At 72.5% G+C, this 23,500-nt stretch carries 23 protein-coding genes and 2 pseudogenes; 9 read left to right on the plus strand and 16 right to left on the minus strand.

The genetic code is table 11. The features are described from left to right. Positions 1–545: pseudogene (locus ACFU5F_RS33655) on the plus strand (Uma2 family endonuclease). A 61-nt stretch (positions 546–606) separates the two neighbouring features. After that, a complete protein-coding gene (locus ACFU5F_RS33660; RefSeq protein WP_383895656.1) occupies positions 607–1,959 on the plus strand; it encodes a tetratricopeptide repeat protein in 1,353 nt (450 codons plus the stop codon). Positions 1,960–1,965: 6 nt separating this feature from the next. Here ACFU5F_RS33660 and ACFU5F_RS33665 read toward each other — a convergent pair whose 3' ends face one another. The 4 genes from ACFU5F_RS33665 to ACFU5F_RS33680 all read right to left on the minus strand — a co-directional run bounded on the left by ACFU5F_RS33665 (position 1,966) and on the right by ACFU5F_RS33680 (position 5,211). Next, positions 1,966–2,802 (minus strand): hypothetical protein, encoded by an 837-nt coding sequence (locus tag ACFU5F_RS33665; RefSeq protein ID WP_383895658.1) that lies wholly within the window; start codon positions 2,800–2,802, stop codon positions 1,966–1,968. After that, complete coding sequence (locus ACFU5F_RS33670; RefSeq protein ID WP_383895660.1) at positions 2,799–3,353, minus strand: SigE family RNA polymerase sigma factor; 555 nt, start codon at positions 3,351–3,353, stop codon at positions 2,799–2,801. Before ACFU5F_RS33670 ends, ACFU5F_RS33665 begins: the two co-directional genes overlap by 4 nt. Before the next feature lie 101 nt (positions 3,354–3,454). Next, positions 3,455–4,027, minus strand: coding sequence for a hypothetical protein (locus tag ACFU5F_RS33675; protein ID WP_383895663.1), 573 nt, complete (start codon positions 4,025–4,027; stop codon positions 3,455–3,457). 158 nt (positions 4,028–4,185) lie between these two features. Beyond that, positions 4,186–5,211 carry a L,D-transpeptidase gene (locus tag ACFU5F_RS33680; RefSeq protein WP_383895666.1) on the minus strand — a complete coding sequence of 342 codons (1,026 nt, stop codon included), beginning with the start codon at positions 5,209–5,211 and terminating at the stop codon, positions 4,186–4,188. A 152-nt stretch (positions 5,212–5,363) separates the two neighbouring features. Between ACFU5F_RS33680 and ACFU5F_RS33685 the strand changes: the two genes are divergently transcribed. From ACFU5F_RS33685 to ACFU5F_RS33695, 3 genes are all read left to right on the plus strand, one after another. Continuing rightward, entirely contained in the window at positions 5,364–5,867 is a 504-nt protein-coding gene (locus ACFU5F_RS33685) for a SigE family RNA polymerase sigma factor (protein WP_383895669.1), read from the plus strand. Beyond that, positions 5,857–6,663, plus strand: coding sequence for a L,D-transpeptidase (locus ACFU5F_RS33690; protein ID WP_383895671.1), 807 nt, complete (start codon positions 5,857–5,859; stop codon positions 6,661–6,663). The genes ACFU5F_RS33685 and ACFU5F_RS33690 overlap by 11 nt, the downstream gene beginning before the upstream one ends. Positions 6,664–6,818: 155 nt before the next feature. Then, positions 6,819–7,703: a hypothetical protein gene (locus tag ACFU5F_RS33695; protein WP_383895674.1), complete on the plus strand. Its 885-nt coding sequence runs from the start codon at positions 6,819–6,821 to the stop codon at positions 7,701–7,703. A 6-nt stretch (positions 7,704–7,709) separates the two neighbouring features. Here ACFU5F_RS33695 and ACFU5F_RS33700 read toward each other — a convergent pair whose 3' ends face one another. The 8 genes and pseudogenes from ACFU5F_RS33700 to ACFU5F_RS33735 all read right to left on the minus strand — a co-directional run bounded on the left by ACFU5F_RS33700 (position 7,710) and on the right by ACFU5F_RS33735 (position 18,121). Beyond that, positions 7,710–8,291 (minus strand): TlpA family protein disulfide reductase, encoded by a 582-nt coding sequence (locus ACFU5F_RS33700; RefSeq protein ID WP_383895677.1) that lies wholly within the window; start codon positions 8,289–8,291, stop codon positions 7,710–7,712. 17 nt (positions 8,292–8,308) lie between these two features. Then, complete coding sequence (locus tag ACFU5F_RS33705) at positions 8,309–8,830, minus strand: DUF3515 family protein (protein WP_383895680.1); 522 nt, start codon at positions 8,828–8,830, stop codon at positions 8,309–8,311. A 47-nt stretch (positions 8,831–8,877) separates the two neighbouring features. Beyond that, positions 8,878–9,576: a L,D-transpeptidase family protein gene (locus ACFU5F_RS33710; RefSeq protein ID WP_383895683.1), complete on the minus strand. Its 699-nt coding sequence runs from the start codon at positions 9,574–9,576 to the stop codon at positions 8,878–8,880. Positions 9,577–9,846: 270 nt separating this feature from the next. Then, positions 9,847–12,492: an SdrD B-like domain-containing protein gene (locus ACFU5F_RS33715; protein ID WP_383895686.1), complete on the minus strand. Its 2,646-nt coding sequence runs from the start codon at positions 12,490–12,492 to the stop codon at positions 9,847–9,849. 275 nt (positions 12,493–12,767) lie between these two features. Further along, entirely contained in the window at positions 12,768–15,155 is a 2,388-nt protein-coding gene (locus tag ACFU5F_RS33720; RefSeq protein WP_383895715.1) for a SpoIIE family protein phosphatase, read from the minus strand. An 876-nt stretch (positions 15,156–16,031) separates the two neighbouring features. Beyond that, a pseudogene (locus ACFU5F_RS33725) lies at positions 16,032–16,322 on the minus strand (PAS domain S-box protein); the annotation flags it as partial. Between the two features lie 396 nt (positions 16,323–16,718). Next, a complete protein-coding gene (locus ACFU5F_RS33730; RefSeq protein WP_383895689.1) occupies positions 16,719–17,111 on the minus strand; it encodes an SCO5389 family protein in 393 nt (130 codons plus the stop codon). Positions 17,112–17,128: 17 nt separating this feature from the next. After that, the gene (locus tag ACFU5F_RS33735; RefSeq protein WP_383895691.1) at positions 17,129–18,121 is read right to left on the minus strand and encodes an adenylyl-sulfate kinase; all 993 of its coding nucleotides are present in this window, start codon (positions 18,119–18,121) and stop codon (positions 17,129–17,131) included. Positions 18,122–18,608: 487 nt separating this feature from the next. On the opposite strand from ACFU5F_RS33735, the gene ACFU5F_RS33740 reads away from it, so the two are divergent. After that, positions 18,609–19,580 (plus strand): LAETG motif-containing sortase-dependent surface protein, encoded by a 972-nt coding sequence (locus ACFU5F_RS33740; protein ID WP_383895693.1) that lies wholly within the window; start codon positions 18,609–18,611, stop codon positions 19,578–19,580. A 96-nt stretch (positions 19,581–19,676) separates the two neighbouring features. Here ACFU5F_RS33740 and ACFU5F_RS33745 read toward each other — a convergent pair whose 3' ends face one another. The 3 genes from ACFU5F_RS33745 to ACFU5F_RS33755 all read right to left on the minus strand — a co-directional run bounded on the left by ACFU5F_RS33745 (position 19,677) and on the right by ACFU5F_RS33755 (position 21,223). Beyond that, complete coding sequence (locus ACFU5F_RS33745; RefSeq protein ID WP_383895696.1) at positions 19,677–19,820, minus strand: hypothetical protein; 144 nt, start codon at positions 19,818–19,820, stop codon at positions 19,677–19,679. Continuing rightward, positions 19,817–19,972, minus strand: coding sequence for a hypothetical protein (locus ACFU5F_RS33750; RefSeq protein ID WP_383895699.1), 156 nt, complete (start codon positions 19,970–19,972; stop codon positions 19,817–19,819). The genes ACFU5F_RS33745 and ACFU5F_RS33750 overlap by 4 nt, the downstream gene beginning before the upstream one ends. A 72-nt stretch (positions 19,973–20,044) precedes the next feature. Further along, positions 20,045–21,223, minus strand: a complete 1,179-nt coding sequence (locus ACFU5F_RS33755) for a hypothetical protein (RefSeq protein ID WP_383895702.1) — start codon at positions 21,221–21,223, stop codon at positions 20,045–20,047. A gap of 441 nt (positions 21,224–21,664) precedes the next feature. Between ACFU5F_RS33755 and ACFU5F_RS33760 the strand changes: the two genes are divergently transcribed. Together ACFU5F_RS33760 and ACFU5F_RS33765 are read left to right on the plus strand one after the other, a co-directional pair. Continuing rightward, positions 21,665–21,874: a hypothetical protein gene (locus tag ACFU5F_RS33760; RefSeq protein ID WP_383895703.1), complete on the plus strand. Its 210-nt coding sequence runs from the start codon at positions 21,665–21,667 to the stop codon at positions 21,872–21,874. A 155-nt stretch (positions 21,875–22,029) separates the two neighbouring features. After that, positions 22,030–22,452 carry a hypothetical protein gene (locus ACFU5F_RS33765; protein ID WP_383895706.1) on the plus strand — a complete coding sequence of 141 codons (423 nt, stop codon included), beginning with the start codon at positions 22,030–22,032 and terminating at the stop codon, positions 22,450–22,452. On the opposite strand, the gene ACFU5F_RS33770 is transcribed toward ACFU5F_RS33765, so the two are convergent. After that, a complete protein-coding gene (locus ACFU5F_RS33770; RefSeq protein ID WP_383895708.1) occupies positions 22,434–22,901 on the minus strand; it encodes a DUF6174 domain-containing protein in 468 nt (155 codons plus the stop codon). The genes ACFU5F_RS33765 and ACFU5F_RS33770 overlap by 19 nt on opposite strands. Before the next feature lie 143 nt (positions 22,902–23,044). Between ACFU5F_RS33770 and ACFU5F_RS33775 the strand changes: the two genes are divergently transcribed. Then, the gene (locus tag ACFU5F_RS33775) at positions 23,045–23,452 is read left to right on the plus strand and encodes a hypothetical protein (RefSeq protein ID WP_383895710.1); all 408 of its coding nucleotides are present in this window, start codon (positions 23,045–23,047) and stop codon (positions 23,450–23,452) included. Positions 23,453–23,500: the final 48 nt, after the last annotated feature.

Here is a 23,500-nt window from a genome sequence, read left to right on the forward strand (position 1 = left end):
ATGGGCGGCGTAAGCGTGGAGCAGGCCTTCGAGTTGTTCAGTGCGGCGGCCCCCGAGGGCTGGCGCGTGGAGCTGATCGAAGGGGAGATCCACGTGACACCTCCGGCCAACTAGGGAGCACGAGGAGTTCGTGTCAGAACTCAGCGGGCAGGTTCGTGACCATGACAAGGCGCTGGGGCGCTACACGGGCATCGGCCCGAGCGTCCCGGGAGCATCCGGTACGGGCCATGTGATTCCCGACCTGGTCGTGGCTCCGGAAGGGCAGTTTCCACGACGAGCAGGAGTGGCACGACCCCTCCCCCGTCCTCCTCGTCGCCGAGGTCACCTCCGAGAGCACGGCCGCGCACGACAGCGAGCGCAAGATCCGGGGCTACGCCCGGGCCGGGCATCCCCCTCTACCTCCTCATCGACCGCGAGGAGGGGCAGGTCGTCGTGTACTCGGAGCCCTCGGGCGACGAGTACGCCAAGGGCGCCCGGCACAGGATGGGACTCGCCGTCCCCCTGCCCGCCCCCTCGGCTTCGAGCTGGACACCGCCGAATTCTGAGCGGCGGCGCGAGTTGCGGTGAAGCGGCCGGTGCAAGCGGGGCTACTGGCATGCTTACGTCATGGCAGGTACAGCCGAGCGTGACGATCCCGAGGTCATCGGGCGCAGAGTGCAGCAACTGCGGACGGAACAGGGCCTCACACAGCGTCAGTTGGCGGAACCGGCGTACACCCCGGCGTACATCTCGACCCTGGAGGCGGGCCGTGTCCGGGCCTCCGAACCGGCCCTGCGACACATCGCCGAACGGCTGGGCGTGGGCTACGAGGAGCTGGCCACCGGCCGCCCCGCCGGCTTCGCCACCGAGCTGCGGCTGCGTCTGACCGGCGCCCAGCGCACCCTCGCCGGCGGCGCCACGGAGGCCGCGGCCGAGGAGTTCGAGGTCGTCCTCGCGGAGGCGGAGGAGTACGGACTGGTCGCCGAGCAGGCCGACGCGCTGCTCGGACTCGGGGAATGCGCCCTGGAGACCGGGGACCTGGAGGCCGCCCGGCTGCGGTTCGAGCAGGTCGAGCAGCGCCTCGGCGACGCCCCGCTGCCGGCCCGCGTCCCCGCCCTGCGCGGCCGCGCCACCGCCCACTACCTCGCCGGTGAACTGCGCTACTCCTGCTACCTCTACGAGTCCACCCTCGACGAGCTGAACCGCAACGGCCTGCACGACCCGGACGCCTTACTGCTCCTCTACACCGGCGTCATCGCCCCCTACATGGACATGGGCGCCCACGCCCGCGCCGCCCAGGCCGCCGAGCTGGCCCTCGCCCTCGCCCCGCGCTCCGGCGACCCCGCCCTGGTCGCCCGGATGCACCGCTCGGTCGCCCGCACGATGATCGCCGAGGGCCGGATCGCCGAGGCCGACGCCTCGCTCGCCAAGGCCTCCGAGCTGTACCGCCAGCTCCAGATCCGCACCGAACTGGCCAACTGCCACTGGATGCGGGGCTATCTCCACGCCCAGAACGGCGACTACGCCCGCGCCGAGGACGAGCTGCGCGAGGCCCGCCGCATGCTCTCCGCCAAGCGCGCCGCCCTCTACACCAGCCAGGTCGCCGTCGAACTCGCCGACGTCCTGCACCGCCGCGGCAAGTCCGAGGAGGCCGCCGAACTGCTCCGCGAGGTCCTCAGCGACCTCAGCTCCGAACGCGGCGCCCTGCACTCCGCCGCCGCCCACCGCCTCCTCGGCATCATCGCCGAGGACGCCCGGAACGCGGACACCGCCGAGGAGCACTACGTACGGGCGCTGAGCCTGCTGGAACGCGCGGGCGCCGCGGGGGACCTGGCCGACCTGTGCCGTCTGCTCGGGGACCTGTACCGCCGTTCCGGCCGCGTCGAGGCCGCCCTCGACGCCTACCGCACCGGCCTCGGCCATCGCACCGCCCCGGGCACCACCACCCTCGGCCCGGCCCCCGCCCAGCCCCCTCTGTGACGGGGCTCAGTCGTCGAAGGTCCGCGACACGAGGACGGCGCCGTTCTCGTCGTACACCGTGACCTTCTCGGTGAGGCTCCGCAGGCGTTCGGCGTGCGAGCCCCCCTTCTCGCGGTGCGTGAGGACGTACCAGGCCCCCCAGTCCTCGTGTCCGGCCAGCCGCAGGACCGTGCCGTTGAAGATCCGGCCGTCGCGGAGTTCGAGCCGTACGCCGGCCGCCGGGGTCCGGATGCCGAAGTACAGGCCTGACAGGAGGGCGTAGTCGGTACCCGACACCGCCTCCTGCATCTCGGCGCCCGGACGGCTGCGGTCGATCCCCTCGTCGAGCAGGTTCTGGAATTCGACGAGGCGGGACAGCAGCGGCTCGTACGCGTGCTTGCCCTTGCCGGTCAGCCAGATCTGTGTGCCCTTGCCGACGTCCACGCGCTCGCCCGGCTCGACGACGCGCGTCTGCCCGGCGTACGGTCCGGAGATCCGGTCGGGCGTGGGCGAGGCGCTCGCGGCGGGCGTCGGCGGGGCCATGGGCTGGACCGTGGCGGGCGGGCCGCCGGGCCGGAGCGCCAGCACCACGGTGAACGGGAGCAGCAGCAGTGCGCAGCCCGTGCTCAGCGCGGCCGCCCGCCGCCGCCGCCGGACCGCCCGGCCGTCGCGCTCGATCGCCCGCAGCGGCACGGCCTGCGGGGTGATGTCGTACGCGGCGTCGGCGAGGGCCTCGCGCAGCAACCGACCGGTGCCGGCGTCGTACGCTCCGTCCTCGGCCGTGTCCCTGTCCGTTCCGCCTCCTTTCCCTGTCCCTCGTCCTGCGGTGGTGTCCGGGCCGGTCCCGGGGGTGGGCTGGTTCATGGGCGGGCTCCGGAGACGGGCGAGGGGGCGGCGTGGGCGGCGCCGGCGAACTCGGGGTGGGCGCGCAGGGCCTGCAGGCCCCGGCGGATGTGGGTCTTGACCGTGCCGAGCGAGCAGCCGAGCAGCTGCGCGATCTCGGTCTCGCCGAGGTCCTCCCAGAAGCGGAGCACCAGCACGGACCGCTGCCGGGCCGACAGCGCGGCCAGCGCCTGGGTGACGGCGGCCCGTTGGGCGATCGACTCGGCGTGCCCGGCGTGCCGCTCGTGCACCCGCTCGGGCAGGAACGGCGTCAGCAGATGGGCCACGCGTCTCTTCCGTACGCGGCTGATGTTGTTGTTCACCAGTGAGCGCCGTACGTAGAAGTCGACGTCGTCGCGCGGTATGCGCCGCCAGCGGGCGTACACCTTCGCCAGGGTGGTCTGCACGAGATCCTCGGCCTCGTGGAAGTCTCCGGTCAGCATGTGCGCGGTGCGCACCAGACGGGGCCAGGCGGCGGTGGCGTACGCGGCGAAGTCGGCGGCCTCCGCCGGTCCGGGGTTCTCCTGCGGCACGGGCGACGGTCCTCGGGGCTCGGGAACGGGGGAGCATGCCGTGCGGGAGCGGGGTGGTCAAGTCCCGCGCCCGCACGGTCACTTCGGCGCGGACACGGCGGTCAGCGCAGTCGCAGCCGGGAGTAGACGCCGCCCTTGGTGTCGTGGACGGTCACCCCGCGCAGGAACTCCTGTCCGTCGTCCACCGTGGGCAGATCCGCGATGGCGTACCAGACGCCCCAGCCCGGCTTCCCGGGGAGCTCGATCAGCTTGCCGTGGACCGGGCCCGTGCTCGTCCGGACCGTCACGCGGGAGGCGGTTCCCTTGCCCCCGTAGTAGAGGCCGGAGAGGTAGTAGCGCCCCTCGAAGGCGGACGCGTGGAGGGACACCCCCGGCCGGGACAGGTCGACGTTGCCGTCGACGACGCTGCGGAACTGCGGGAAGTCCGGCAGGTCCGGCTCCAGCCAGTGCTTGCCCTCCGCCGTCATCCAGAGCTCGAAGCCCGGCGCGGCGACCACGTGCTCACCGGGTTCGACGATGCGCGGAGTCGGCGCCTTCCTGGCCGCCGCGGCCCCGGCCACGGCCACCGCCGTACCGGCGCCGTGCGCCGCCTCCCCCCGCGAGGCGGCGTACGACGTCGTCGACGCCCCCGCCAGCAGCGTGGTCAGCGCTGCGACGGCGACGAGTGTGTGCATCCGTGTCATGGTCATGAACGGACGACCCCCAAAGGTGTGTTGGTTCAGGTGCGTTGGTCTGACACTCCTGAAACCCGGGAGGCGTACGGGACGGATGACACGGGCGACACATTTCTTTCCGCGGCTTCTCCCGCCGCTTCGTCCCCCTGCGGATCACCTCACTTCAGCGCGCTGCCCTCCTTCCACTTCGCCCAGCCCAGGTTCCAGTCGCCGTACCCGTTCCCGACGGCCACGGTCTCCTTCGAGCCGGTCACCTTCACCACGTCACCCGGGATGATCTGGTCGTAGAACCGCTTCGCCGTACCGTCGTTCGCGAGACCCACACAGCCGTGGGTGACGTTCTGGCGGCCCGCGTACGTATTGGCCTTCGGGTTCTCGTGGAGATAGGTGCCGGAGGTGGTGAGATGGACCGCGTTCGCGTACCAGCCCGCGTACGAGTCGCCGTAGCCGACCGTGCTGGAGTCCATGAACACCCGGGGCTGCTTGTCGGAGACGACCATCGTGCCGTTCCACGTGTCCATGCCGGGCGCGCCCGCGGTCACCGGGATGCGCTCGGTCGAGCCGTCCTTCTCGACGGTCATGGTGTGGCTGCGCACGTCCACCGTGGCGACGAGCGAGCGGCCGATCGTGAAGTGCCGGGTGAGACCCGCGCCCACGTCGACGGTCACCTTCGTACCGGGCTTCCAGTAGGCGCGGGGACGGTAGTCGACGCGCTGCCCGTCGGCGAGGTTGTGGTCCTTGACCCAGCTCCAGGACCCCTCGGTGCCGTTGTCCGTGCCGACCTTCAACTCCCTCTCCACCTCGGCGCGTTCGGCCGGAGCGACCGGGCGGTCGAAGGTGACGGATATCGGCATGCCGACGCCCACGGTCTGCCCGTCGGCGATGTTCACGCGCGCGCCCTCCAGCGCCCTCGGCGGGGTGGGACTCGGCTTCGCACGCCCGGTCCCGTTCTTCCCCTCGCCCCCCGTCCCGGTCCCCGCGTCCACCCGGGCGTTCGCCTTCGGTATCGCGCTCGGCCCCTCGACCCGTACCCCCTCGCCGACGCCCGCACAGCCCGTGAGCGTCAGCGCGAGCGCGCACGCGGCCGTCGCCGCGAGCGCGTGGACGAGACGACCGGCCCGCCTCGACGCCTTGGTCCCGCCTGCCGCGGCTCTCGTCCCCGAGCCGCCGTTCCCCGTGGTCATGGTCCCCCCAGTGGTCTTACGACCAGATGTCCTACGCGGTGTGATTCCGCGATGTGTTTCGATGTGTGGCGTACGTACGGGACCTGTACGCACGGCGGGGGCGGCCGGGTTGCACGGCGTTGCGAGGAACTTCGGGAAAAACGGCGGGGGGCATGACCGAGGAAGAGTTCGACACGTTCTACGCGACCGCGTTCCCCCGGCTGACCGGCCAGATCTTCGCCTTCACCGGTGACCACGGAGAGGCGCAGGACGTGGTGCAGGAGGCGTTCGTGCGGGCCTGGGACCGACGGCGGGACTTCCTCGCCGACGGGGCGCCCGAGGCGTGGATCCGGACCGTGGCGATGCGGCTCGCGGTGAGCCGGTGGCGGCGGGCGCGCCGCTGGCTGGAGCTGGTGCGCCGCACTCCGCCCCCGGAGCACGCGCCGGGACCCGATCCCGAACGCGCGGTACTGGTCGAAGCGTTGCGCAGGATCCCGGAGGCACAGCGGATGGCGGTGGTTCTGCACCATCTGTGCGACTTGAGTGTGGAAGAGGTAGCCTCCGAGACGGGCGCCCCCGTGGGCACGGTCAAGGCCCGGCTGTCCCGAGGCCGGGCGGCGCTGGCACGCGAACTGGCCCCCGGCGAGGGTGAGAAGGAGGACGGCCGTGTCCGATGAACTCACCGTCCGGCTGCGCGAACTGGCCGAGACCGCCGAGGTCCCGCCGCCCGGCTCCGGCGCCGAGGTCCGTGCCACCGCGGGCCGCCGGCGCCGCCGGCGCCGTACGTCCGCCGCCGTCGCGGGCGGCTGCGCGGCGGCCGGTCTGGCCGCCGTCCTCACCCTGAACGTCTCCTCCCACGGCACGGAGCGGCGCCCGGCCACGGCCGCCGACGCCTCGGCCAGCGCGACGGCGGCCCCCGACGTCACGGTGGACCTCTCCCGTCACGTCCTCGTCTACGCCGGCCGTGAACTGCCCATCACCGCCGGGAAGGACGGCACGCCGACACCGACCGGCCTGATGCGCGTCACCCGCAAGGAAGACACCGTGCGGTACTCCAGCGGGACGGTCGGCTTCGGTGACGCGTACACGGTGAAACTGGACTGGGTCCTGGAGCTGGCGCCCGTCGCGAAGGGTGCCACGGCCGGAGGCGAGGATCCCGACGCGCGCGGCACGACGGGAGCGGGGGACTCCGGCGACTTCGGCGGCGGCACCGAAGCGAGCGGGAGGACGAGCCCGGCGCCGACGCGGCCCGGGGGCACGTGGGCGCTCTGGATCGCCGGCATCGCCCACAACGAGAAGGCCCCCGGCGCCTACGACGCCACCGACGGCTGGATCGGCCTGCGCACCGCCGACGCCCGGTGGCTGTTCGAACGCCTGCCCAAGGACGCGGTCGTGGACATCCGGGACATCCGGGACACCCGGGCGACCCCGTCCCCGTCCGCCAGCCCTTCCTCGGGCGAGGGACGGGGCTAGGGACCGTCAGAAGGACCTCAGGGCCCGGGCGCTACGGGTCCGGGTGCGGAGCCGTACGGGGGAGGGGCTCACCCGTACGCCCCCGTGCGCTGGTGGGCGGGCCCGGGTGGTGTTGGCGTGGGAGCGGAAACATCGTGCTCCCGGGAGGCTCCGCCATGCGTCGTCCGTACCGTGTTCTCGCCCGGGTCGTGGTCCTCGGGATGCTCGCGGGCGCGGCGGGCTGCTTCGTGGACGATCCGGGGCACCCGCGCGGCTTCCCCGAGGCGGCCGTCGACGACACGGCCTCCCCCTCGCCCTCCGCGTCGTCCGCCCCCGCCCTCACCGACGCCCGGGCCCGCAGCGCGCTGCTGCGCCAGGGCGACCTCGGTGACGCCTGGGCCGGTACCCAGGGCGCGGCGACCTGGCGGGACGGCCTCCTCAAGGGCCGCACCGACCGCCCCGAGTGCCAGGAACTCCTCGACGCGGTGTACGCCGAGGACGTCCTCGGCACACCCCGGGGCGGGACGGCCGTCACGGGTTTCGACGACTACGAGTACGGCGCCCAGCTGCGCTACCAGGTGGGCGCGTACGACCGGGCCGAGGTCGACGCCCGGCTCGGCAACCTCCGCCGGCTCGTCGACGACTGCGGGGAGTTCACCATCACCGGCGCCCAGGGCCGGGAGCACGGCGCCGAGGTCACCCCCGTCGATCTGCCCGGCGACCTGGGCGACGCCCGGCAGGGCCTGCGGCTGGTCGTCAGCGGTGACGTCGAGGGCGAGGACAGCGCCCTCACCCTCGACCTCGCGACCGTCCGCGTCGGCGACACCGCCGCCCTCGTCACCCACGGCGGCCTCTACGGCATCGACGACACCGCCACCCGCGACGCCGCCCTGGCGGGGGCGAAGCGGCTGCGGACCGCCCTGGAGAAGGAACGGCAGGACCCGGGGAACGGCGCGAAGACCCCGAAGAAGACCCCCGGGAAGACCCCGAAGGCGAGCCCGGAGCAGAGCCCGCAGGACGACGGGACACAGGCACCGCCGTCCGAGGAGGAGTCTTCCTAGGTCAGCTCATGACTCCTTCAGCAGCGGAGTGAGAATCGCCCGCAACTCCTTCTCGTTCAGCGGTGCCTGGACGGCGCCCGCGATCCTGCCCTCCCGGTCGACGAACAGGGTGAAGGGCAGGAGTTGCGGGTTCACCAAGCCGGGCGGCAGCTTCAGGAACCGCTTGCCGCCCGGGTCGTGCAGACTCGGGTAGGAGAGGGCGAACTCGCGCTGGAAGGCCCGCGCGTTCTGCCGCTCGACGTCGGTGCTGACCCCCAGGACCCGCACGCCCCGATCCTTGAACGTCCGGTACGTGCGCTCCAGCGCGGGCGACTCGGCCCGGCAGGGACCGCACCAGGTGGCCCAGGCGTTCACGACGACGACCTTGCCCCGGTAGTCGGAGAGACGGACCGGGTCCCCGTCGACCGTACGGCCGGAGAACGCGGGAGCGTCCGCGCGCTCGGCCACCGGAACGCGCTCGAACGGCCGGGACCGGCCCGACTGCGCCGCGTCCGTGTCGAGCACCAGCGGTTCGCTCGTCGAGCAGCCGGACAGCGCGACCACGATCGTGCACAGGACCGCCGACAGGACCGTCTTCCTCGTCGTCATCGGGTACTCCAGCTCCCTCAGTGGGTGTGTTGCGACGGTGTCGTGGGAGCCGTGACATCGGAGGGAGCGAGGCACTCGTTGTCCTGCCTGAGATGTCTCACGACGGGGGAGAGGCCCACGAGGACGGAGTCGGGGGCCGCCTCGCCGACGGTGAGCTGCACCTCGACGGACGGCTCACGGCCGTAGGTCACCAGCACTTCCCGACCGTCGTCGTCCCGGCTCGTACGCCATGCCCAGTCCACACCGTCGACCTGGGCGCACGCGTCGTCGGTGGCCTCGAGCCGGGGGAAGCCGCAGCGCGCGACGACGGCTCCGTCCCCCCAGACCGCCGCGCCCTGCGTCGTGGTGTCCGACCGCTCCAGTCCGGCCAGCCGGTCGGGGTACCGCTCGCCGACCCGGGCGCAGGCGGGATCACCGGCCAGCGGGGCGGCGGCGAAGGTGAACGTGGGGGCGCTCAGCAGGTGCACCGTGACCGCGACGGTGAGGACGAGGGCGAGGGTGCCGACGGTCAGCACGGCGATCCGGGTGCGGCGGGACATGCCGGGATCGTACGGGGTGGGCGTGGGCGACGGCTGGTCAGCCCCGTTCAGCCCTGCTCGACGCCCTGTTCGACCCTGTCGGCCGACGGCCGCAACGACCGCCCCGTGCCCGGTTTCACGCCCCACACGTACACCGCGTCGTCCTCGTGCATGATGTTCCAGAGCCGTTCGGCGTCCGCGTAGCGCAGGTTCACACAGCCGTGGGAACCGCCCCGGAAGAGGTCGTCGAGGACGCCGTGGAAGGCCTGGCCGTTGTTGAAGAACTGGGCGAACGGCATGGGGGCGTCGTTGTACAGGTCAGAGCGGTGGTCGCGGTTCTTCCAGTAGACCGTGTGCCAGCCGGTGCGGGTCTCCTGGCCGTCCCTGCCGGTGCGCACGGGCACCGGCGCGTAGATCACCCGCTCGTCCTCCTGCACCCACATCAGCTGTCGGTCGAGGTCCACACACGTCACCTGGTACGTCCGCACGGGGCACTTGCCGGCCGCGTTGGGGTCTCGACGGGCCTGGACGACCAGCATCGTGCGGTAGGTGGCGAGGCCCGCGTAGCCGTCGGCCGGCCGTACCCCCGTGCGTTGCTGGAACGCGCGGATCGCCACACAGTCGGCGGGGGACTGCCGGCCGTCGGCGGGCAGCCCGAGATGGCGTTCCAGGTCCCACTGGTAGGGGCCGGTGCGCGTGGCGCACTCCGGCGCGGGCGCCGCCGCGACGGTGGGGACCGCCGTCCAGCCCAGCAGGGCGGAGGTCACCGCCGCGACCGTACGTATCCGGGTCTTGCGTGTCCTTCGTCGGGTCGTCAACGCGGCCTCCGGTACTCACACACTCGCTCGCCGAACCCCCTCCCAGAGATACGGCATTCCGCGCGCTCCGGAGACGTCCTGCTGGGCCGAACGGGAACCGGCCTCGGGCCGCCCACCGGGGGTCTCTGCCGGTGGGCGGCCCGTCTCGTGCCGCGAGCGCTCGGGTCAGCCGTCAGCCGTCAGCCGTCAGCCGTCCCGGTCCGTGGGGCCGTCGGCCCGTCAGCACTTCTTGCCCTTGCACGCCTCTCCCCGCTGGTTGCGCAGCTTCACCAGCAGTCCGCTGCCGGACGAGGCGTTCGCGGGGGTCAGGAGGTACGGCCCGGTGACCGGCTGCTTCGGCTTGAGGTAGCCCTCGGGGACGTCGGTCTCGACCAGGTAGTACGTGCCGGGCAGCAGCGAGCCGAACGAGCAGTGACCGGTGCGGGAGCTGGCGCAGTCGTTGACGAAGCGGTCCTTGCGCATACCCCTGCGCTGCAGGCCGCGGACGCCGTTGGTGTCCTGCCACAGCTCGAACACCGCGCCGGCCAACGGCTTGTCGGTCTTCCTGTCCAGCTTCATGAGCGTCAGCCGCACCGACTTGGTGAGACCGGCGTCCACCGTGTGGTTCACATGGCCGGGGTCGCCGACACGGACCGTGGTCCGGCCGTACGCGTCGGCGTCGGAGTCGACCGCGCGGTTCGAACCGGCGCCCTTCACCGTCCACTTGAGGGAGGACAGGCGCGGCCGCCCCGGCAGGGCGGAGGTGTCGACACCGCGGTGGTCGAAGGAGACCCGGTAGGTGGTGTTGGGCCGCAGGCCCTGGCCGCTGCCGATGTAGTACTCGCCGTTCGCGTCCGTGCGGGCCGTGAGATCGGGGCCGGGCGACTGCGGGTCGAGCGTCACCTTCACGTTCCTGACCGGCGGTTCGGAGGGGTCCTGGATCCCGTTGCCGTTGACGTCGTACCAGACCCGGTTGCCGACCTGGACGGGCGCCCGGTCGCAGACCATCTCCAGGTCGGCGAGGCCGTTGCCCTTGCCGAAGAACAGGGCGCGCTGCCCGGCGTCCGCGCTCCAGGTGTTCTGGACCGTGAGGTTGCCCTCGGTCCGGCCCTTGCCGGTGTTCCAGCGGCGGACGCCCTGCTCCCAGGGGTGGTTGTCGAACGGGTCGTAGACCGTGCTCCACAGCCTGTTGCGGAACGGCTGCAGCGCCGTGCCGCCCTGGGTGACCTGGTCCTCGTGGGCGTCCGTGAGGCCGGTCGAGTCGTCGTAGAACTCGCCGTGGCCCGGCCCCTCGTCGTTGTTGGGCCGCGCCCCGTAGAGCGCGTCGCACCGGGCGTTGTTCTCCAGCGTGTACGTCGTACCGGAGGCGCACACGCGCAGCACGTCACCGGCGGCGACAGCCCTGACCAGGCCCCTGTTCTGGGCGTTGAAGGGGTACGTCGCCGTCCCCTGCATGTCGGCGAAGCGGTCGCGGAAGCCCAGCACCAGGTCACCGTTGTCGGCGATCTCGATGTTGGACAGGATCGGCTGCGGCGCGGAGACGAAGGAGAGGTGTCCGGGCACGGGGACGCGCTGGTTCCACGCCTCCCACATGGCGCTCAGCGGCCGGCCGACGGCGGAGGGCTTGGTGCAGCGGGCGATGCTCGCGGGCAGTCCGGTGAACCGGTACGCGCAGCCGCGCGGGTAGTTCATCGCCGTGTGGAACAGGTGGCGGAACGAGTTCTGGCGGAACTCGTAGACGTGCGCGGTGACCTCGGACGGGTCACCCCACGGGGCGCCGCGCGTGACCGTGTTCTCCGCGCCGCACACCCCGCCGACGAGCACCCGGCCGCCGCGTACGCCGATGCCGTACGGGTGCCAGCGGCCGGCGCAGTCCTCCGGCTCGGGGATGACGTGCGAGCGGTAGGTGCCCGGATAGACCTGGTCGCCGCTGCCGCGAATCGGCACGGCGTACAGCCGGGAGTCGTTGAGGCTGACCGCGTAGAGGGTCCGGCCGTCGCCGGAGACGTCCACGTCACCGATGCCCTCCCGGCCGACCCGGCTGTAGAGCGGGTTGTCCCGGAGCCAGTTGTCGGACTCGTCGTGCTCGGTCAGCAGGCCCGGCAGGGTGACGAAGGTGCTCACCCCGGAGGCGCTGTTGCGGCGGTAGATCGTGTTGGTCGCGCCCGCCGGTCCGTACGCCGCGTGCCGCTTGACCAGTGTGCCCAGATACGTGTTGCCGGTCCGGTCGTTGCCGATGCCGAACACGGCACCCTGCTGCGTGGTGCTGGTCAGCCGCTCGACCGTGCCGCCCGGGTGGGTGGCGGAGAAGTTCCCGGTGAACCGCACCAGGCCCGGGTGGGTGTCGGGGGCGTCGCCCTTGGTCAGGTTGCAGGTCACCAGGTCGGGGTTCTCCTGGCAGTAGACCCCGGGCTCCCAGAAGCCGGTCGTGTACGTCACGTTGCGGCTTCGGGAGACGTCCACGAAGCCGACGCCGCTGCGGATGACGTTCGGGCCGTCACCGAGTCCCGCGATCGCCGGCTGCAGGGTGCGGGGGTCGGGGTTGTGGGCCTGCACCCGGTACCTGCCGCCGAGCAGGGGGGTGGCCGACGGCTGGAACCAGGCGATGCCGTAGGAGTTGGTGGTCCGGGTCACCGCCGTCCCCCGGTCGTCGGTCAGGGTGACCCGCACCCCCTCGCGGCCCTTCTCCAGACCGTTGTCGTACGTCCCGTCGGCGTCCACCTCGTTGACGACGCGCACGGTCACGTTGCCGTCGCCGGGTGTCCGGCCGTCCACCGCGCCCCTGGCGCCGGGACCGGCCGGGACCGCCTCGCCGGCCGGCCCGAGCACCAGCGCCGCCGAGACGGCCAGGACCAGACCCACGCCCCCCGGAGTTCTTCGCTTCACGCCACGTCCCTCTTCTCCTGATGTCCTGCCGAGGCGACGGAACCCGGTGCCCGAAGCCGACGCCTGCATTCATATGAAGTGCCAAGCGCCACTAATCAGGCCGAACGGGGCACGGGCGGAGAGGGGGACGGCGGCGTGATGCCGGGAATGTGGAGATTCAGGGGAGGCGGAGGTGTGGGGGAGCGGACGGCGGCCGGGCGGTTTTCACCCGGCCGGACCAGTGACGGCGTCCCCGCATGGCGTACCGCGGGGAATGGGGGTAGGCGCGGAGCAGGTCAGGCCGGAGGATCCGTGAGCGGGTCGGTCAGTGACTGTTCCGCCCAGATCACCTTGCCCTCGGGCAGGAAGCGGGTGCCCCAGCGCTGGGTGAACTGGGAGATGAGGAACAGGCCGCGCCCGCCCTCGTCGGTGGTGCGCGGGTGGCGCAGATGGGGCGCGGTGGCGCCGCCGTCGAACACCTCGCAGATGAGGGTGCGTTCGAGGACGAGCCGGAGCCGGATGGGCCCGTCGGCGTGCCGGATGGCGTTGGTGACCAGTTCGCTGACGACCAGTTCGGTGGTGAACGCCAGCTCGTCCAGCCCCCACACCCCGAGCTGCCGCGCGGCCTTCTTGCGGGCCTCCGCGACGAGCGCCGGGTCGGCCGGGAGCTCCCAGGAGGCGACCCGGTGCGCGGGCAGCCGCCGGGTGCGGGCCAGGAGGAGGGCGACGTCGTCGGTGGGGCGGGCCGGGGCGAGGGCGTCGAGGACGCGCTGGGCGTGCCGTTCGAGGGAGGGCTCGGGCCGGGCCAGCGCCCGGCACAGCGCCTCGCGGGAGGACCCGGCGAGCAGCCCGTCGGTGTGCAGGGCGATGACGGTGCCTTCGGGGAGGTCCAGCTCCAGCGCCTCGAAGGGCCGCTGGTCGACGCCGAGCGCCGGCCCCTGGGGCAGTGCGGGGAAGGTGACCGTGCCGTCGGGAGCGACCAGGGCCGGGGCCGAGTGTCCGGCGGCGGCCATGGCGCAGGCGCCCGACACCGGGTCGTGGACGACGTACAGACAGCGGGCCCCGACCGTCTGGCCGCTGCCCCCGCCCGGTTCGGCACCCTCCTGCCGTGCCGACTTGGCCACCATGTCGTCGAGGTGGGCGAGCACCTCGTCCGGCGGCAGATCGAGGTCGGCGAGGGTGCGTACGGCCGTCCGGAGGCGGCCCATGGCGGCGGCGCCGTCGATGCCGTGGCCCGCGACCTCGCCGATGACCAGGGCGACACGGGCGCCGGAGAGCGGGATGACGTCGTACCAGTCGCCGCCGAGGCCGGTGAGTTCGTCGGCGGGCCGGTAGCGGGCGGCGACCTCGGCCGCGTCCTGCTCGGGCAGCCGGCGCGGCAGCAGGCTGCGCTGGAGGACGAGGGCGGCGTCGCGCTCGCGCGTGTACCGGCGGGCGTTGTCGACACAGACGGCGGCCCGGCCGACCAGCTCCTCGGCGAGGCCCAGATCGACCGCGTCGAAGGGGTCCAGCCGGTCGCGCCGGAAGAACGTGGTGATGCCGAGCGTGATACCGCGCGCCCGCACCGGCACGATCATCACACTGTGCAGCCGGAGCGCCTCCACGGGCAGCGCCCGGCCCCCCGGTACGGCCCTGGCCCACTCCGCCGACAGCGGGTCGAGCCGCGGCTCCGACCACGACCGGCCCTCGACCAGCACCCGCACCGGCGGCGAGCCGGCCGCGTACGAGGCGAACGCGCCGACCTCCAGGTCGGCCTCCGGCACCCCGTCGTGCACGGACTGCTGGGCGACCCGCCGCAGCGGGACGGAGTCGTCGTCGAGGGGGCCCGGTTCGGCACCCCGCAGCACCGAGTCGAGCAGGTCCACGGTCACGAAGTCGGCGAGCGTCGGCACGACCACGTCCGCCAGTTCCTGCGCGGTCCGGACCACGTCGAGGGTCCGGCCGATCTGGTCACCGGCCCGGTCGAGCAGGGCCAGCCGGATGCGGGCGCGGTGCTGCTCCGACACGTCGACCACCGTGTAGTACACGCCGATCGGCCGCCCGTGGTCGTCCTCCAGCCGGGTGAACGACATGGCGTGCGCGGTCTCGCGGTGCGGTGACGACCGCAACCGCCCCACGTGCTCGTAGTCGAGCACCGGGACGCCCGTCTCCAGCACCAGCCGCATCTGCGTCTCGATGCGCTCGGCGTCGAGGCCCGGCTGCACCTCGGCGAGCCGCAGCCCCACCCGTTCGTGCGCCCGGCCACCGCCGAACCGCTCCAAGGCCGCGTTCGACCACACGAACCGCAGCTCCGTGTCCACGATCGCTATGCCGACGGGCGACCACGCGGTCATCCGCTCCAGCACGGTCCGGCTCATGTCCCAGCCGGGGGCCTGCGTGGCATCGGAGACGAGGGCCACCCAGTGGGCCGCCTTCAGCGGGTCGGGGGCGGAGGGGGCGGCGGACGGGGGGAAGGGCAGACGGGCGGACGGGGACGGGGGCGCGGAGCCGGGGGCTGACACGCTCTGCCGGACCGCCGGCCTGCCGGGGCCCTGAGCGGCCGGCCAGGTGCCGGGCCCCCTGGAGGGCGCGCGTCCGGCCCCGGGTGCCGTCTGCGGCACTGCCGAACCAGCTGCCGTCTGCGGCGCCGGCGAACCGGCGGCCCGGGACGACTCGGCCCAGGGGGACACGGCCCGGGACGACACGGCCCGGGGCGGGGCGGGCTTGGGCGAGGTCGGGCCCTGCCGGGCCGGCGCTCCGCCCCCCGCCTCCCGGACGGGGGGAGACGGTGGTGCTGCCTGGGACGGGGCCGGCGCTACGGCCTGGGAAGGAGAGGGTCCGGCCGGACGGGGCGGAGACGACGGTACGGCCCCGGATGGTGTCGGTGTGGCGGACCCGGAGGGGGACGGCGGTACGGCCGGGGACGGGGTGGGTGCGGCGGACCCCGCGGGGGACAGCGGTGGGCCCTGGGAAGGAGAAGCTCCGGCGGACCGGTCCATGTAGGGGTAGCCGGGGCGCGGTGCGGGCCAGCCGGTGGGGGCCGGTGGCGAGTCGGCGGAGGGGGAGGCGGTGGTACCGGGCGGGGAGGCCGGACCGGTGGGGCCGGCTGGTCCGGTCGCGGACACCGCGCCCGGCGGGAGGACTGCACCGCCGGTCGCCGTGGAAGCCCCGCTCGATCGGGCGGGCTCGACGGACCCGGCGGGCTCGGTGGGGCCGGCAGGTCCGGTGGGGCCGGCCGGGCGGACTGCCTCGGTCGTGCCGGTTCGACCGGCGACACGGGCCGTGGCGGGCAGGGCGACCGAACCGCCCGAGCCGGCCGCAGCAGGCGTCCCACCAGGCCCGAAGCCCGGCGCATCGGTGGAGCCCGCCGGGACCGAGCCGCCCGCCGGGCGCGAGGAACGCACCGAGCCCGGACCGCTCAGCGCTCCCGAGTCACGCACCGAGCCCGGACGACTCATTGCCCCCGAGTCACCCACCGGCGCTGAGCCACCCGTGTGACCCGCCGACCGATCCGTCGACATCGCCTCGCGGGTGGGGACGACACGGACCATCACCCTGATGTGGTGACCGTCGCGGTGGCGGGCGGTGAGGATGCCGGACCAGCCGCCGAGGGCGCGATGCGTTTCGGCCAGGAGGCCGATGCGTTCGCCGTCCTCGTCGAGCAGGAGCGTACGGACGCTGCGGCCGAGGATCTCGGCCGCCGGATAGCCGAAGATCAGCTCCGCGTCCCGGGTCCAGCTCGTCACGAACCCGTCCGCGTCGATCAACAACGGCGCGGCATCCGCCACGTCGAAGCGCTGACGGGAAACGGCACTGTCCCTGTCGGTCCCCACGGCGACCCTCTCTGTCGCTGAGACGCCCTCAGGTCTCATTATTCACCTTGTGTGATCGCAGGTGGGCCAACTCGTGACGGCGCAAATCGCGCGGTCGCACGCCGCGGCGCACGGGCCGGGCGCGCCGACAGCACCCATCGGGCACCCGACCGCCGCGCACGAGCCCCCCAGGCCCGGGCGGGATCGTGCCGGATCGGGCGTGATCGGGACGAAGCCGCCCGCCCGCACACCCCCGAGCCGCACACGCGGACGCCCCCACCCCCCGTCACCCATGCAGCCGTACGCCGGTAGTGCGCCCCCGTACGCCCCCCAAGCTCCGGCGTGTCGAAACGACCGCCCCCTCCGCGGGAGGGGTGCGGAGGGGGCGGTGGAGGGCGGACCAGGCCGGTGGAGAGGTCACGGACCTGCGGCCGGGCCCGGGGCTGGGCCAAGGCGTCAGCAGTCGCGGAACTCCGGCGACTGGTTCAGGATCTGCGACCGCGGCGAGGTGAAGCGGAGATAGGTCGCACCGCCGCGCGCCCCGGCCGGGAAGACCGCCACCCGGTGACAGTTCTGGAAGGCGAGCGCCACCCCGAAGTGCCGCTCCAGGCTCCCCCGGATCGCGTCGCTGGACAGTGCCCGCAGCAGCTGCCCCCGCTCCCGCTCCGAGGGCGGCGGGGTCTGGTTGTCGGCGAACTCGGCCTGGCCGGCGCTCAGTTCACCGACGAGGGAGGCGATCAGGTCGTACGCGTACGGCAGCGACGTACGGACCGTCTCCACGAACTCCTCCTCCCGCACCTCGCCCTTCTCGGCATCGGCGAGCAACTGCGGGGAGACGTCGAGCGACATGGGTGTTCCTGTTCTGGTCAGAGGGAGACGGAGACGGAGGAGGGGGCGTCGGATCCGGCGGCGGCCGGCGGCTGCGGACCGTGCCGGAATTCGGGGTCCACCTGGGCGGCCAGGTCGTGCCCGGTGGCATCGTTGGCCCAGGCGGCGGCGTTGCGGAGGTGGAACTCGACGGCGTGGCGCTGGAAGGTGGCCCAGTCCTTCGTGCGGGCGTCGACGGCGGCCTTCAGCTGCGTCAGGGTGTGCAGGTTGTGCGCCTCCAGCTCGCCCTGGGGCCGCCCCTGTTCCTGCGCGCGGACGTACGACGACTGCACGCAGTAGGCCAACAGGTCGTCACCGACGTGCTCCTTGAGGAAGAGCAGGTCGTCCTCGCCGGTGACCTTGTTGCCGACGACGGCGATCGGGATGCCGAACTCGGCGGCGTGCTCCCGGTACTGCCGGTACACCGACACGCTCTTGCGGGTCGGCTCGACGACCAGGAAGGTCATGTCGAACCGGGTGAAGAGGCCGGAGGCGAAGGCGTCCGCGCCGGCGGTCATGTCGACGACGACGTACTCGCCGGGGCCGTCGACGAGGTGGTTGAGATACAGCTCCACCGCGCCCAGCTTCGAGTGGTAGCAGGCCACGCCGAGGTCGCTCTCGTCGAAGGCGCCGGTGACCATGAGCGGCACACCGTCCACGCGGGCGACGTGCCGGCCGTGGACCTCGTCGTCCCCGAGCAGCCGCAGCAGCCGTGAACCCCGGCCCGGCGGGGTCGTCTTCACCATGGCCTCGCGCGAGACGATCCGCGGGTTCGTGCCGCGCAGATGGTCCTTGATCTCGCCGGTGCGCGAACTGAGCGCCGGCGCGCCGAAGTCGTCGTCCTCGTCGAGGCCGAGCGCGTGCGCGAGATGCTGGTTGATGTCACCGTCGATCGCCACGAGCGGTGCGCCCGAGCGCGCGAGATGCCGGGCGAAGAGCGCAGAGAGCGTCGTCTTGCCGCTGCCGCCCTTGCCTACGAAGGCCACGCGCATGGACCGTCACCCCGCTCGCCCTCGGCGGCACCGTTGACGCCGATAATGAAAATGGATGTCATGAACGAAGAGTCGGAGCGGGGGGCGGGATTGTCAAATCCGTCCCATATCAACTCACCCGCGTGAGCCGAGGAGTTGGCGAGCCCTTTACGGTTCCGCGACCCGCTGTTGGGGTGCCCGTGAAGCCCTCGTGGGAACTCGGAGGGGCTGATTCCCTTTGTGTCCCAAATGTGCGGCGCGGAGGGGGCGGCCCTGTACGAGGGGTGGGCCGAGCCGGGTGCCGGAGCGTCGTTTCCCGAGGTTGACAGCCCCTACCCCTTGGTAAACGATGTGCAGACTCTGTGGCCCAAGTGACCCCTGGGCCCGGTGATTTCTTCAACCACTCACACCCTGGCGCGGTCCGGACCGGCATGACGTCGTGCTGCCGTCCTGTCGTACGCGCCCCGGGTCGGGTCTCGTACGTTCCGAGTTCGAGAATGGGATCTGCATGTCCATAGTGAGACGTGTCATCATGCGCCGCCTGGTGGGAACGGGTATCGCGGCTCTCGCGCTGAGCGCGGCCGTGTCGGGTCCGGCCTTCGCCACCGACACGCCCGGCGGCGAGGGCTGGGGCAAGAACAGCTACGCCCCCGGCCAGGGCGCGGGCACCGCCACCGAGACCGACCGCTGCGAGTTCTCGCTGGACGGCGTGAAGTTCGCCGACTGGGTCAAGCTCGACGAGCAGAACCTCAAGCCCACCGAGGACGGCAAGGTCCACATCAAGGTCCGCGCCGCCTCCGACGCCACGACCTGCACGGTCTCCCTCGCGTCCTACCTCGCCCACGGCCCGACCTTCGCCACCTCCGGCGAGCAGGTCCTCGTCGACTTCGACACGGTGACGGTCAAGCAGGGCGGGACGGACTCCCTGGACATCGCGGTCCCCGACGCGGGCTGCTTCGGGCAGGTGGACCTGTACCGGGGCAAGGTGAAGTTCGACGGCAAGTTCGACGCGAACGACGGCTTCGAGCACGGCGACGTGCCCAAGGGTCCCGACCGCCCGGTCATCAAGGACAAGCTGATCGCGGCCTGGAACGGCGGCACGAAGGACTGCACGACGGAGCAGCCGCCGGGCGAGGAGAACCCCCCGGCCGAGGAGCAGCCCCCGGCCGGCGAGAAGCCGCCGGCCGAGGAGCAGCCGCCCGCCGAGGAGCAGCCGCCGGCCGGCGAGAAGCCGCCCGCCGACGAGAAGCCCCCGGCCGACGAGAAGCCTCCGGCCGATGACACCCCGAAGACCGAGCCCTCTCCCTCCGACTCCGCCCCGGCGGCCCCCACCCCCAACGGCGGTGGCCCCGGCGACCTCGCCGAGACGGGCGGCGGCAACGCCATCCCGATCGCCATCGGCGCGGCGGGCCTCGTCGCCGCGGGCGGCGCCATCTTCGTGGTGACGCGACGCAAGGGCACGAACCGCACGGCTTCGTGACGCGATGTGACGCGACGCGTGAACGTCTGAACGCATGACCTGTGGCGCCCGTCCCTCTTCCGAGGGCCGGGCGCCCTGTCCTTCCGTACCCCTGGCTCAGCGCACGTCGCCGTGGACTCCGGCGGTCTTGGCCGTCGAGGTGGACGCGTTGCCGGCGAAGGACCAGCGCCAGTGGCCGTCGGCGCCGGCCCTGACCGTGGCCGTGAGCGCGCCACCGCTGCCGCTGGTGACCGTCTTCACGGTGCGGTACGTGGAGGTGCCGCCCTCGCGGCCCCGGCCCAGTGGGCGACCACCTCACCGGGGTACGGGGAGTTCCGCGTGCGGGGAAGCCCGGAGGTCCTGACGACCTCGATCAGCGCGGTGGCCGCGACGGCCGGTGCGGGAAGCAGCATGGCCGCAGGCTGCCCGCCACGCGACCCGCCTGCTGCCTCGGCTCCCGCCGACCCTGCCGGCCCCGACCGCGGCTACGCCGCCACCAACTGCCCGGTGGACGTGACGCTGAACGCCCGTCCCCGCACGGCGAAGTCCGACGTGCCGCCGTCGTCCGCCCACGCCAGGAAGACGGATTCCGCTCCGTCGCCGAAGGCGGCCGCGGCGCAGAGCTGGAAGCGGTCACCGGCCGTCGCCGTACTGACCTGGACCTTGTCGCTGAGCGAGAGCGCGGTGTCGGAACACATCTTCGCCATGACGGTGGGAACGGTGTCGAAGGTCGCCGCGCTCTTCTCCACCCAGGCGAGGAGGAAACGGCCGCCCGGCAATGCGGTGAGGGCCGGGCTGGAGCGGTTGAAGTCCCGCGGCTGCCCCGCGGTCACGCTGGTGACCTCGACGCCCCCTCCGCTCGGGTCGTAGACGCTGGCCTCCACGGTGGTCTGCGGGACGCCGATGTCGCTGGGCCCGATGCCGTCGATGTGGGCAACGACGAACCGTCCGTTGTCGAGCAGCGTGATCGCGTTGTCGCCCTTGAATCCCGAGGCGTTGGGCTGGACCTCGCCGCCTTGCGGGACTCCTTCGAAGTCGAAGACCCGGAAGGTGAGCCGGCCTCCGCCGATCGACGAGGGGTCGGTGGTCCAGGCGATGGCGTAGTTCCCGTCCGCCAGCACCGTCACGGCCGGGTTCACATGGAATCCCTCGGTGGTGTTGACCGTGAACTCGGGGCCGGCCTTGATGCCTTCGGAGGTGAACCGCTGGGCCCGGATCCGCTGGTCCGCGCGGGAACCCGCCCAGGTGACGAGGCAGCCGCCGTCGATCATGTTCGTGACGGACGGCCGGGTGGCCGGGTCGATCTCGGAGCCGTTGACCTGGACCTCCGCCCCCGTCGGCTGCCCGTTGACGAACCGCCGCAGCTTCAGCTGCGGGCCGGGCGGCGGGTTGAACGCCTCCTCCCTCCACACCGCGAACGACGAGAACCCCGCGGACTCGATCGTCGGCCACTGCCGGCTCGTGTTGCCGCCGGGCGCCGCCGACGGGCTGCTGACCTGGAACTCCGCGCCGATTTTGGCGCCCGTCACGCCCAGGTTCTGCCCCTTGATCCCGGCGTTGCTCTCGTCCGCCCACATGGCCACGTACTGTGCACCGAGGACGGAGTCGACGGACGGTTGGAACTGGGCACCGCTGGTGGTCGTACTGACCATGATCTCGCCCATGCCGTACTCCCTTTCGTCTTCGTCGCTCTACTGCGGCTGACGGGTGCGAGGGGGGAGCTCCGGGCGCGGCGCTACCAAAAGCGTGACACGCCCTTGAACCCCCTGCATCCGCACGGCCGGGGTACACGGTCCTCACCCGGGAGCGCGCCCCGGCGACTTCAGCCGAGCCGGCGCAGCCAGTCGTCCTCGATCTCAGCCGGAAGTGCACCTTCATGTACGGGCCATCGGGGCTCGTCATGGCGCCCGGCATGCACCGTGCTGCCGTGCCGGTCGCAGGGGGTGACCGGAGATGTCCACGCGGTTCCGGCATGACACGCAACTCTGTGGCCGCGGGGTGGCGCCTCGCTCGATGATGGGGCCATGGATGTCGTTGTTCAGCGAGCAGCCCATCAGCCTCGCGGAGGCCCGTCCCGGATGCCGCCAGAGGTGAGCATGTTTGCCATGCCCACACGCCATCGACGCCCGCCCGCCGTCCGGCTGCTTTTCGGCCAATGGCTGCAATGGCAGATCAACTACCGGCTCGTCGGACGTTGCGACGGGGGCTGGTCCTATCGGCTGGAGACGTTCAACATCCTGTACGGCTCTGCGACGCCGGACGTGTTCCCGGGTGTGCCGGCCCGCCGGGTCGACGAGCGGCGGTCCCTGCGCTGACCTCTGCTGCACCGATGCCGCAGCGGCTCCGGGGGCCCGGTACGGGCGCTGTTGAGATGTACGGGGCATGCCGCACGGATTGAGCAATCCCCCCGTCGCCGCACGTATCCGTTCCCGAGTGCACTCGGGAACGGAACGCGGACGGAGATCAGGGCATGGTGAGGAAGCTGTCGCGTGGTGGGGCCGCGTTGGCCGCGGGCCTGGTTGTCCTGCCCCTGGTGGCGGCGTGCAGTGGTGATGGGGACGAGGCGAAGGGGAAGGCCAGCCCGGTCGCCGCGGCGGTCGCGCCGGCCAAGGTCGAGGTGATCGCCGAGCTGACGGGGTGCGAGGTGAAGATCCGGACCGAGGCGGAGGAGCTGCGCGAGGGCGTCTGCCAGACCGCGGCGGGGGACTACCTCATCACCACCTTCCCCAAGGAGAAGCTGAAGGAGGTGTGGCTGGAGTCGGCCTCCGTCTACGGCGGGAAGTACCTGGTCGGTCCGCAGTGGGCCATCTCCGCCAAGCCGCCCGTGCTCAAGAAGCTCAAGGTCAAGGTGGGCGGCACGATCCGGGACCTGAGTCAGCCGAGCGCCTCGTAGCCGCCGAGGGTGTACGCCTCCTCGTCGTCGATCGCGTCCTCGTCCCGGTCGATGGAGATGACGGTCGGACGGCCGTCCTTCGCGTAGTCGACGTCCACCACGTCGGCGCCGTCGCGCCGTGCCGCCTCCGCCTGCTGCAACAGCTCGGCGATGGTGGGTACTTCGGACAGGCTCCGGTCCACGGCCCGGCGGGCGCTGTCGTCGAGTCCGGTGGCCTTCACGACCTTTCCGTCCCGGACCGTCACCTCGAACGTGCCGATCAGCGACCGTTCACCCTCGCTCGACGTGAGGGTGTACCGGTAGGCGGACGGCTCCTTCCAGGAGGGCGCCGGTGTCGCCACCTCCGTCGGCTCCTCCCTGCATGCGGAGAGCGTCGACAGCAGCGCGCCGGTCATCGCGGCGGCGGTCAGGGCGCGGTGGCGCGCTCGTAGGATGGCGGGCTTCGGCATGGTGGTGGCCTCCTGGAGGGACGGGCACCACTGAGACGCGGGACGCTCCGAGAACGTTCGGCGGGGACGCCGTCGGCACGACTTCCGGCCGCGGCCGGGGCGGGAGGGCTCTGTTCCGGGGGGTGAGGGGGCAGCATGGCCCCATGACGAAGCTGTCCGAACCTTCGGTTCCTTCCGCCTCCACGTCCTCCTCCACCTCCGCCTGCTCCGCCCCATCGGTGCTGTCGCTGTGGTCCCGGAACTCCGTGCTCTCGATCGGGTCGGTCGGATCGGTGCTCTCCGTGGGCTCCGTCGGCTCGGCGCTGTCCATCGGCTCGATCGGGAGCGCCTTGTCGGTCGGCTCGATCGGCTCCTCCCTGTCGCTGATCTCGACCGGGTCATGGCTGAGCACGGGGTCTCTGTTCTCCGCGCAGTCACGGTGGTCGGTGCTGTCGTGGCGTTCCGACGGAGGCTTCATGGCTGCGGGAGTTGTGGGGGCCGTGGGCGTGGCGGCGGGGGGTGCCCTGCTGCTGACCCGGCTGCTGCACAGGTCGGACAGCGCCACCCCGTGACGGCACCCTCACCGCATGACGAGAGCCCCGCTTCGCCTGGGCGAAGCG

This window comes from Streptomyces sp. NPDC057438, from assembly GCF_042802995.1.
Taxonomy (GTDB): Bacteria; Actinomycetota; Actinomycetes; order Streptomycetales; family Streptomycetaceae; genus Streptomyces.

Excerpts from the sequence above, each read along its gene's own strand:
- ACFU5F_RS33660 (WP_383895656.1), top strand. The coding sequence starts at position 607 with ATGGCAGGTACAGCCGAGCGTGACGATCCCGAGGTCATCGGGCGCAGA.
- ACFU5F_RS33665 (WP_383895658.1), bottom strand. The coding sequence starts at position 2,802 with ATGAACCAGCCCACCCCCGGGACCGGCCCGGACACCACCGCAGGACGA.
- ACFU5F_RS33675 (WP_383895663.1), bottom strand. The coding sequence starts at position 4,027 with ATGCACACACTCGTCGCCGTCGCAGCGCTGACCACGCTGCTGGCGGGG.
- ACFU5F_RS33680 (WP_383895666.1), bottom strand. The coding sequence starts at position 5,211 with ATGACCACGGGGAACGGCGGCTCGGGGACGAGAGCCGCGGCAGGCGGG.
- ACFU5F_RS33685 (WP_383895669.1), top strand. The coding sequence starts at position 5,364 with ATGACCGAGGAAGAGTTCGACACGTTCTACGCGACCGCGTTCCCCCGG.
- ACFU5F_RS33695 (WP_383895674.1), top strand. The coding sequence starts at position 6,819 with ATGCGTCGTCCGTACCGTGTTCTCGCCCGGGTCGTGGTCCTCGGGATG.
- ACFU5F_RS33700 (WP_383895677.1), bottom strand. The coding sequence starts at position 8,291 with ATGACGACGAGGAAGACGGTCCTGTCGGCGGTCCTGTGCACGATCGTG.
- ACFU5F_RS33705 (WP_383895680.1), bottom strand. The coding sequence starts at position 8,830 with ATGTCCCGCCGCACCCGGATCGCCGTGCTGACCGTCGGCACCCTCGCC.
- ACFU5F_RS33730 (WP_383895689.1), bottom strand. The coding sequence starts at position 17,111 with ATGTCGCTCGACGTCTCCCCGCAGTTGCTCGCCGATGCCGAGAAGGGC.
- ACFU5F_RS33735 (WP_383895691.1), bottom strand. The coding sequence starts at position 18,121 with ATGCGCGTGGCCTTCGTAGGCAAGGGCGGCAGCGGCAAGACGACGCTC.
- ACFU5F_RS33740 (WP_383895693.1), top strand. The coding sequence starts at position 18,609 with ATGTCCATAGTGAGACGTGTCATCATGCGCCGCCTGGTGGGAACGGGT.
- ACFU5F_RS33750 (WP_383895699.1), bottom strand. The coding sequence starts at position 19,972 with ATGCTGCTTCCCGCACCGGCCGTCGCGGCCACCGCGCTGATCGAGGTC.
- ACFU5F_RS33755 (WP_383895702.1), bottom strand. The coding sequence starts at position 21,223 with ATGGGCGAGATCATGGTCAGTACGACCACCAGCGGTGCCCAGTTCCAA.
- ACFU5F_RS33760 (WP_383895703.1), top strand. The coding sequence starts at position 21,665 with ATGCCCACACGCCATCGACGCCCGCCCGCCGTCCGGCTGCTTTTCGGC.
- ACFU5F_RS33765 (WP_383895706.1), top strand. The coding sequence starts at position 22,030 with ATGGTGAGGAAGCTGTCGCGTGGTGGGGCCGCGTTGGCCGCGGGCCTG.
- ACFU5F_RS33770 (WP_383895708.1), bottom strand. The coding sequence starts at position 22,901 with ATGCCGAAGCCCGCCATCCTACGAGCGCGCCACCGCGCCCTGACCGCC.
- ACFU5F_RS33775 (WP_383895710.1), top strand. The coding sequence starts at position 23,045 with ATGACGAAGCTGTCCGAACCTTCGGTTCCTTCCGCCTCCACGTCCTCC.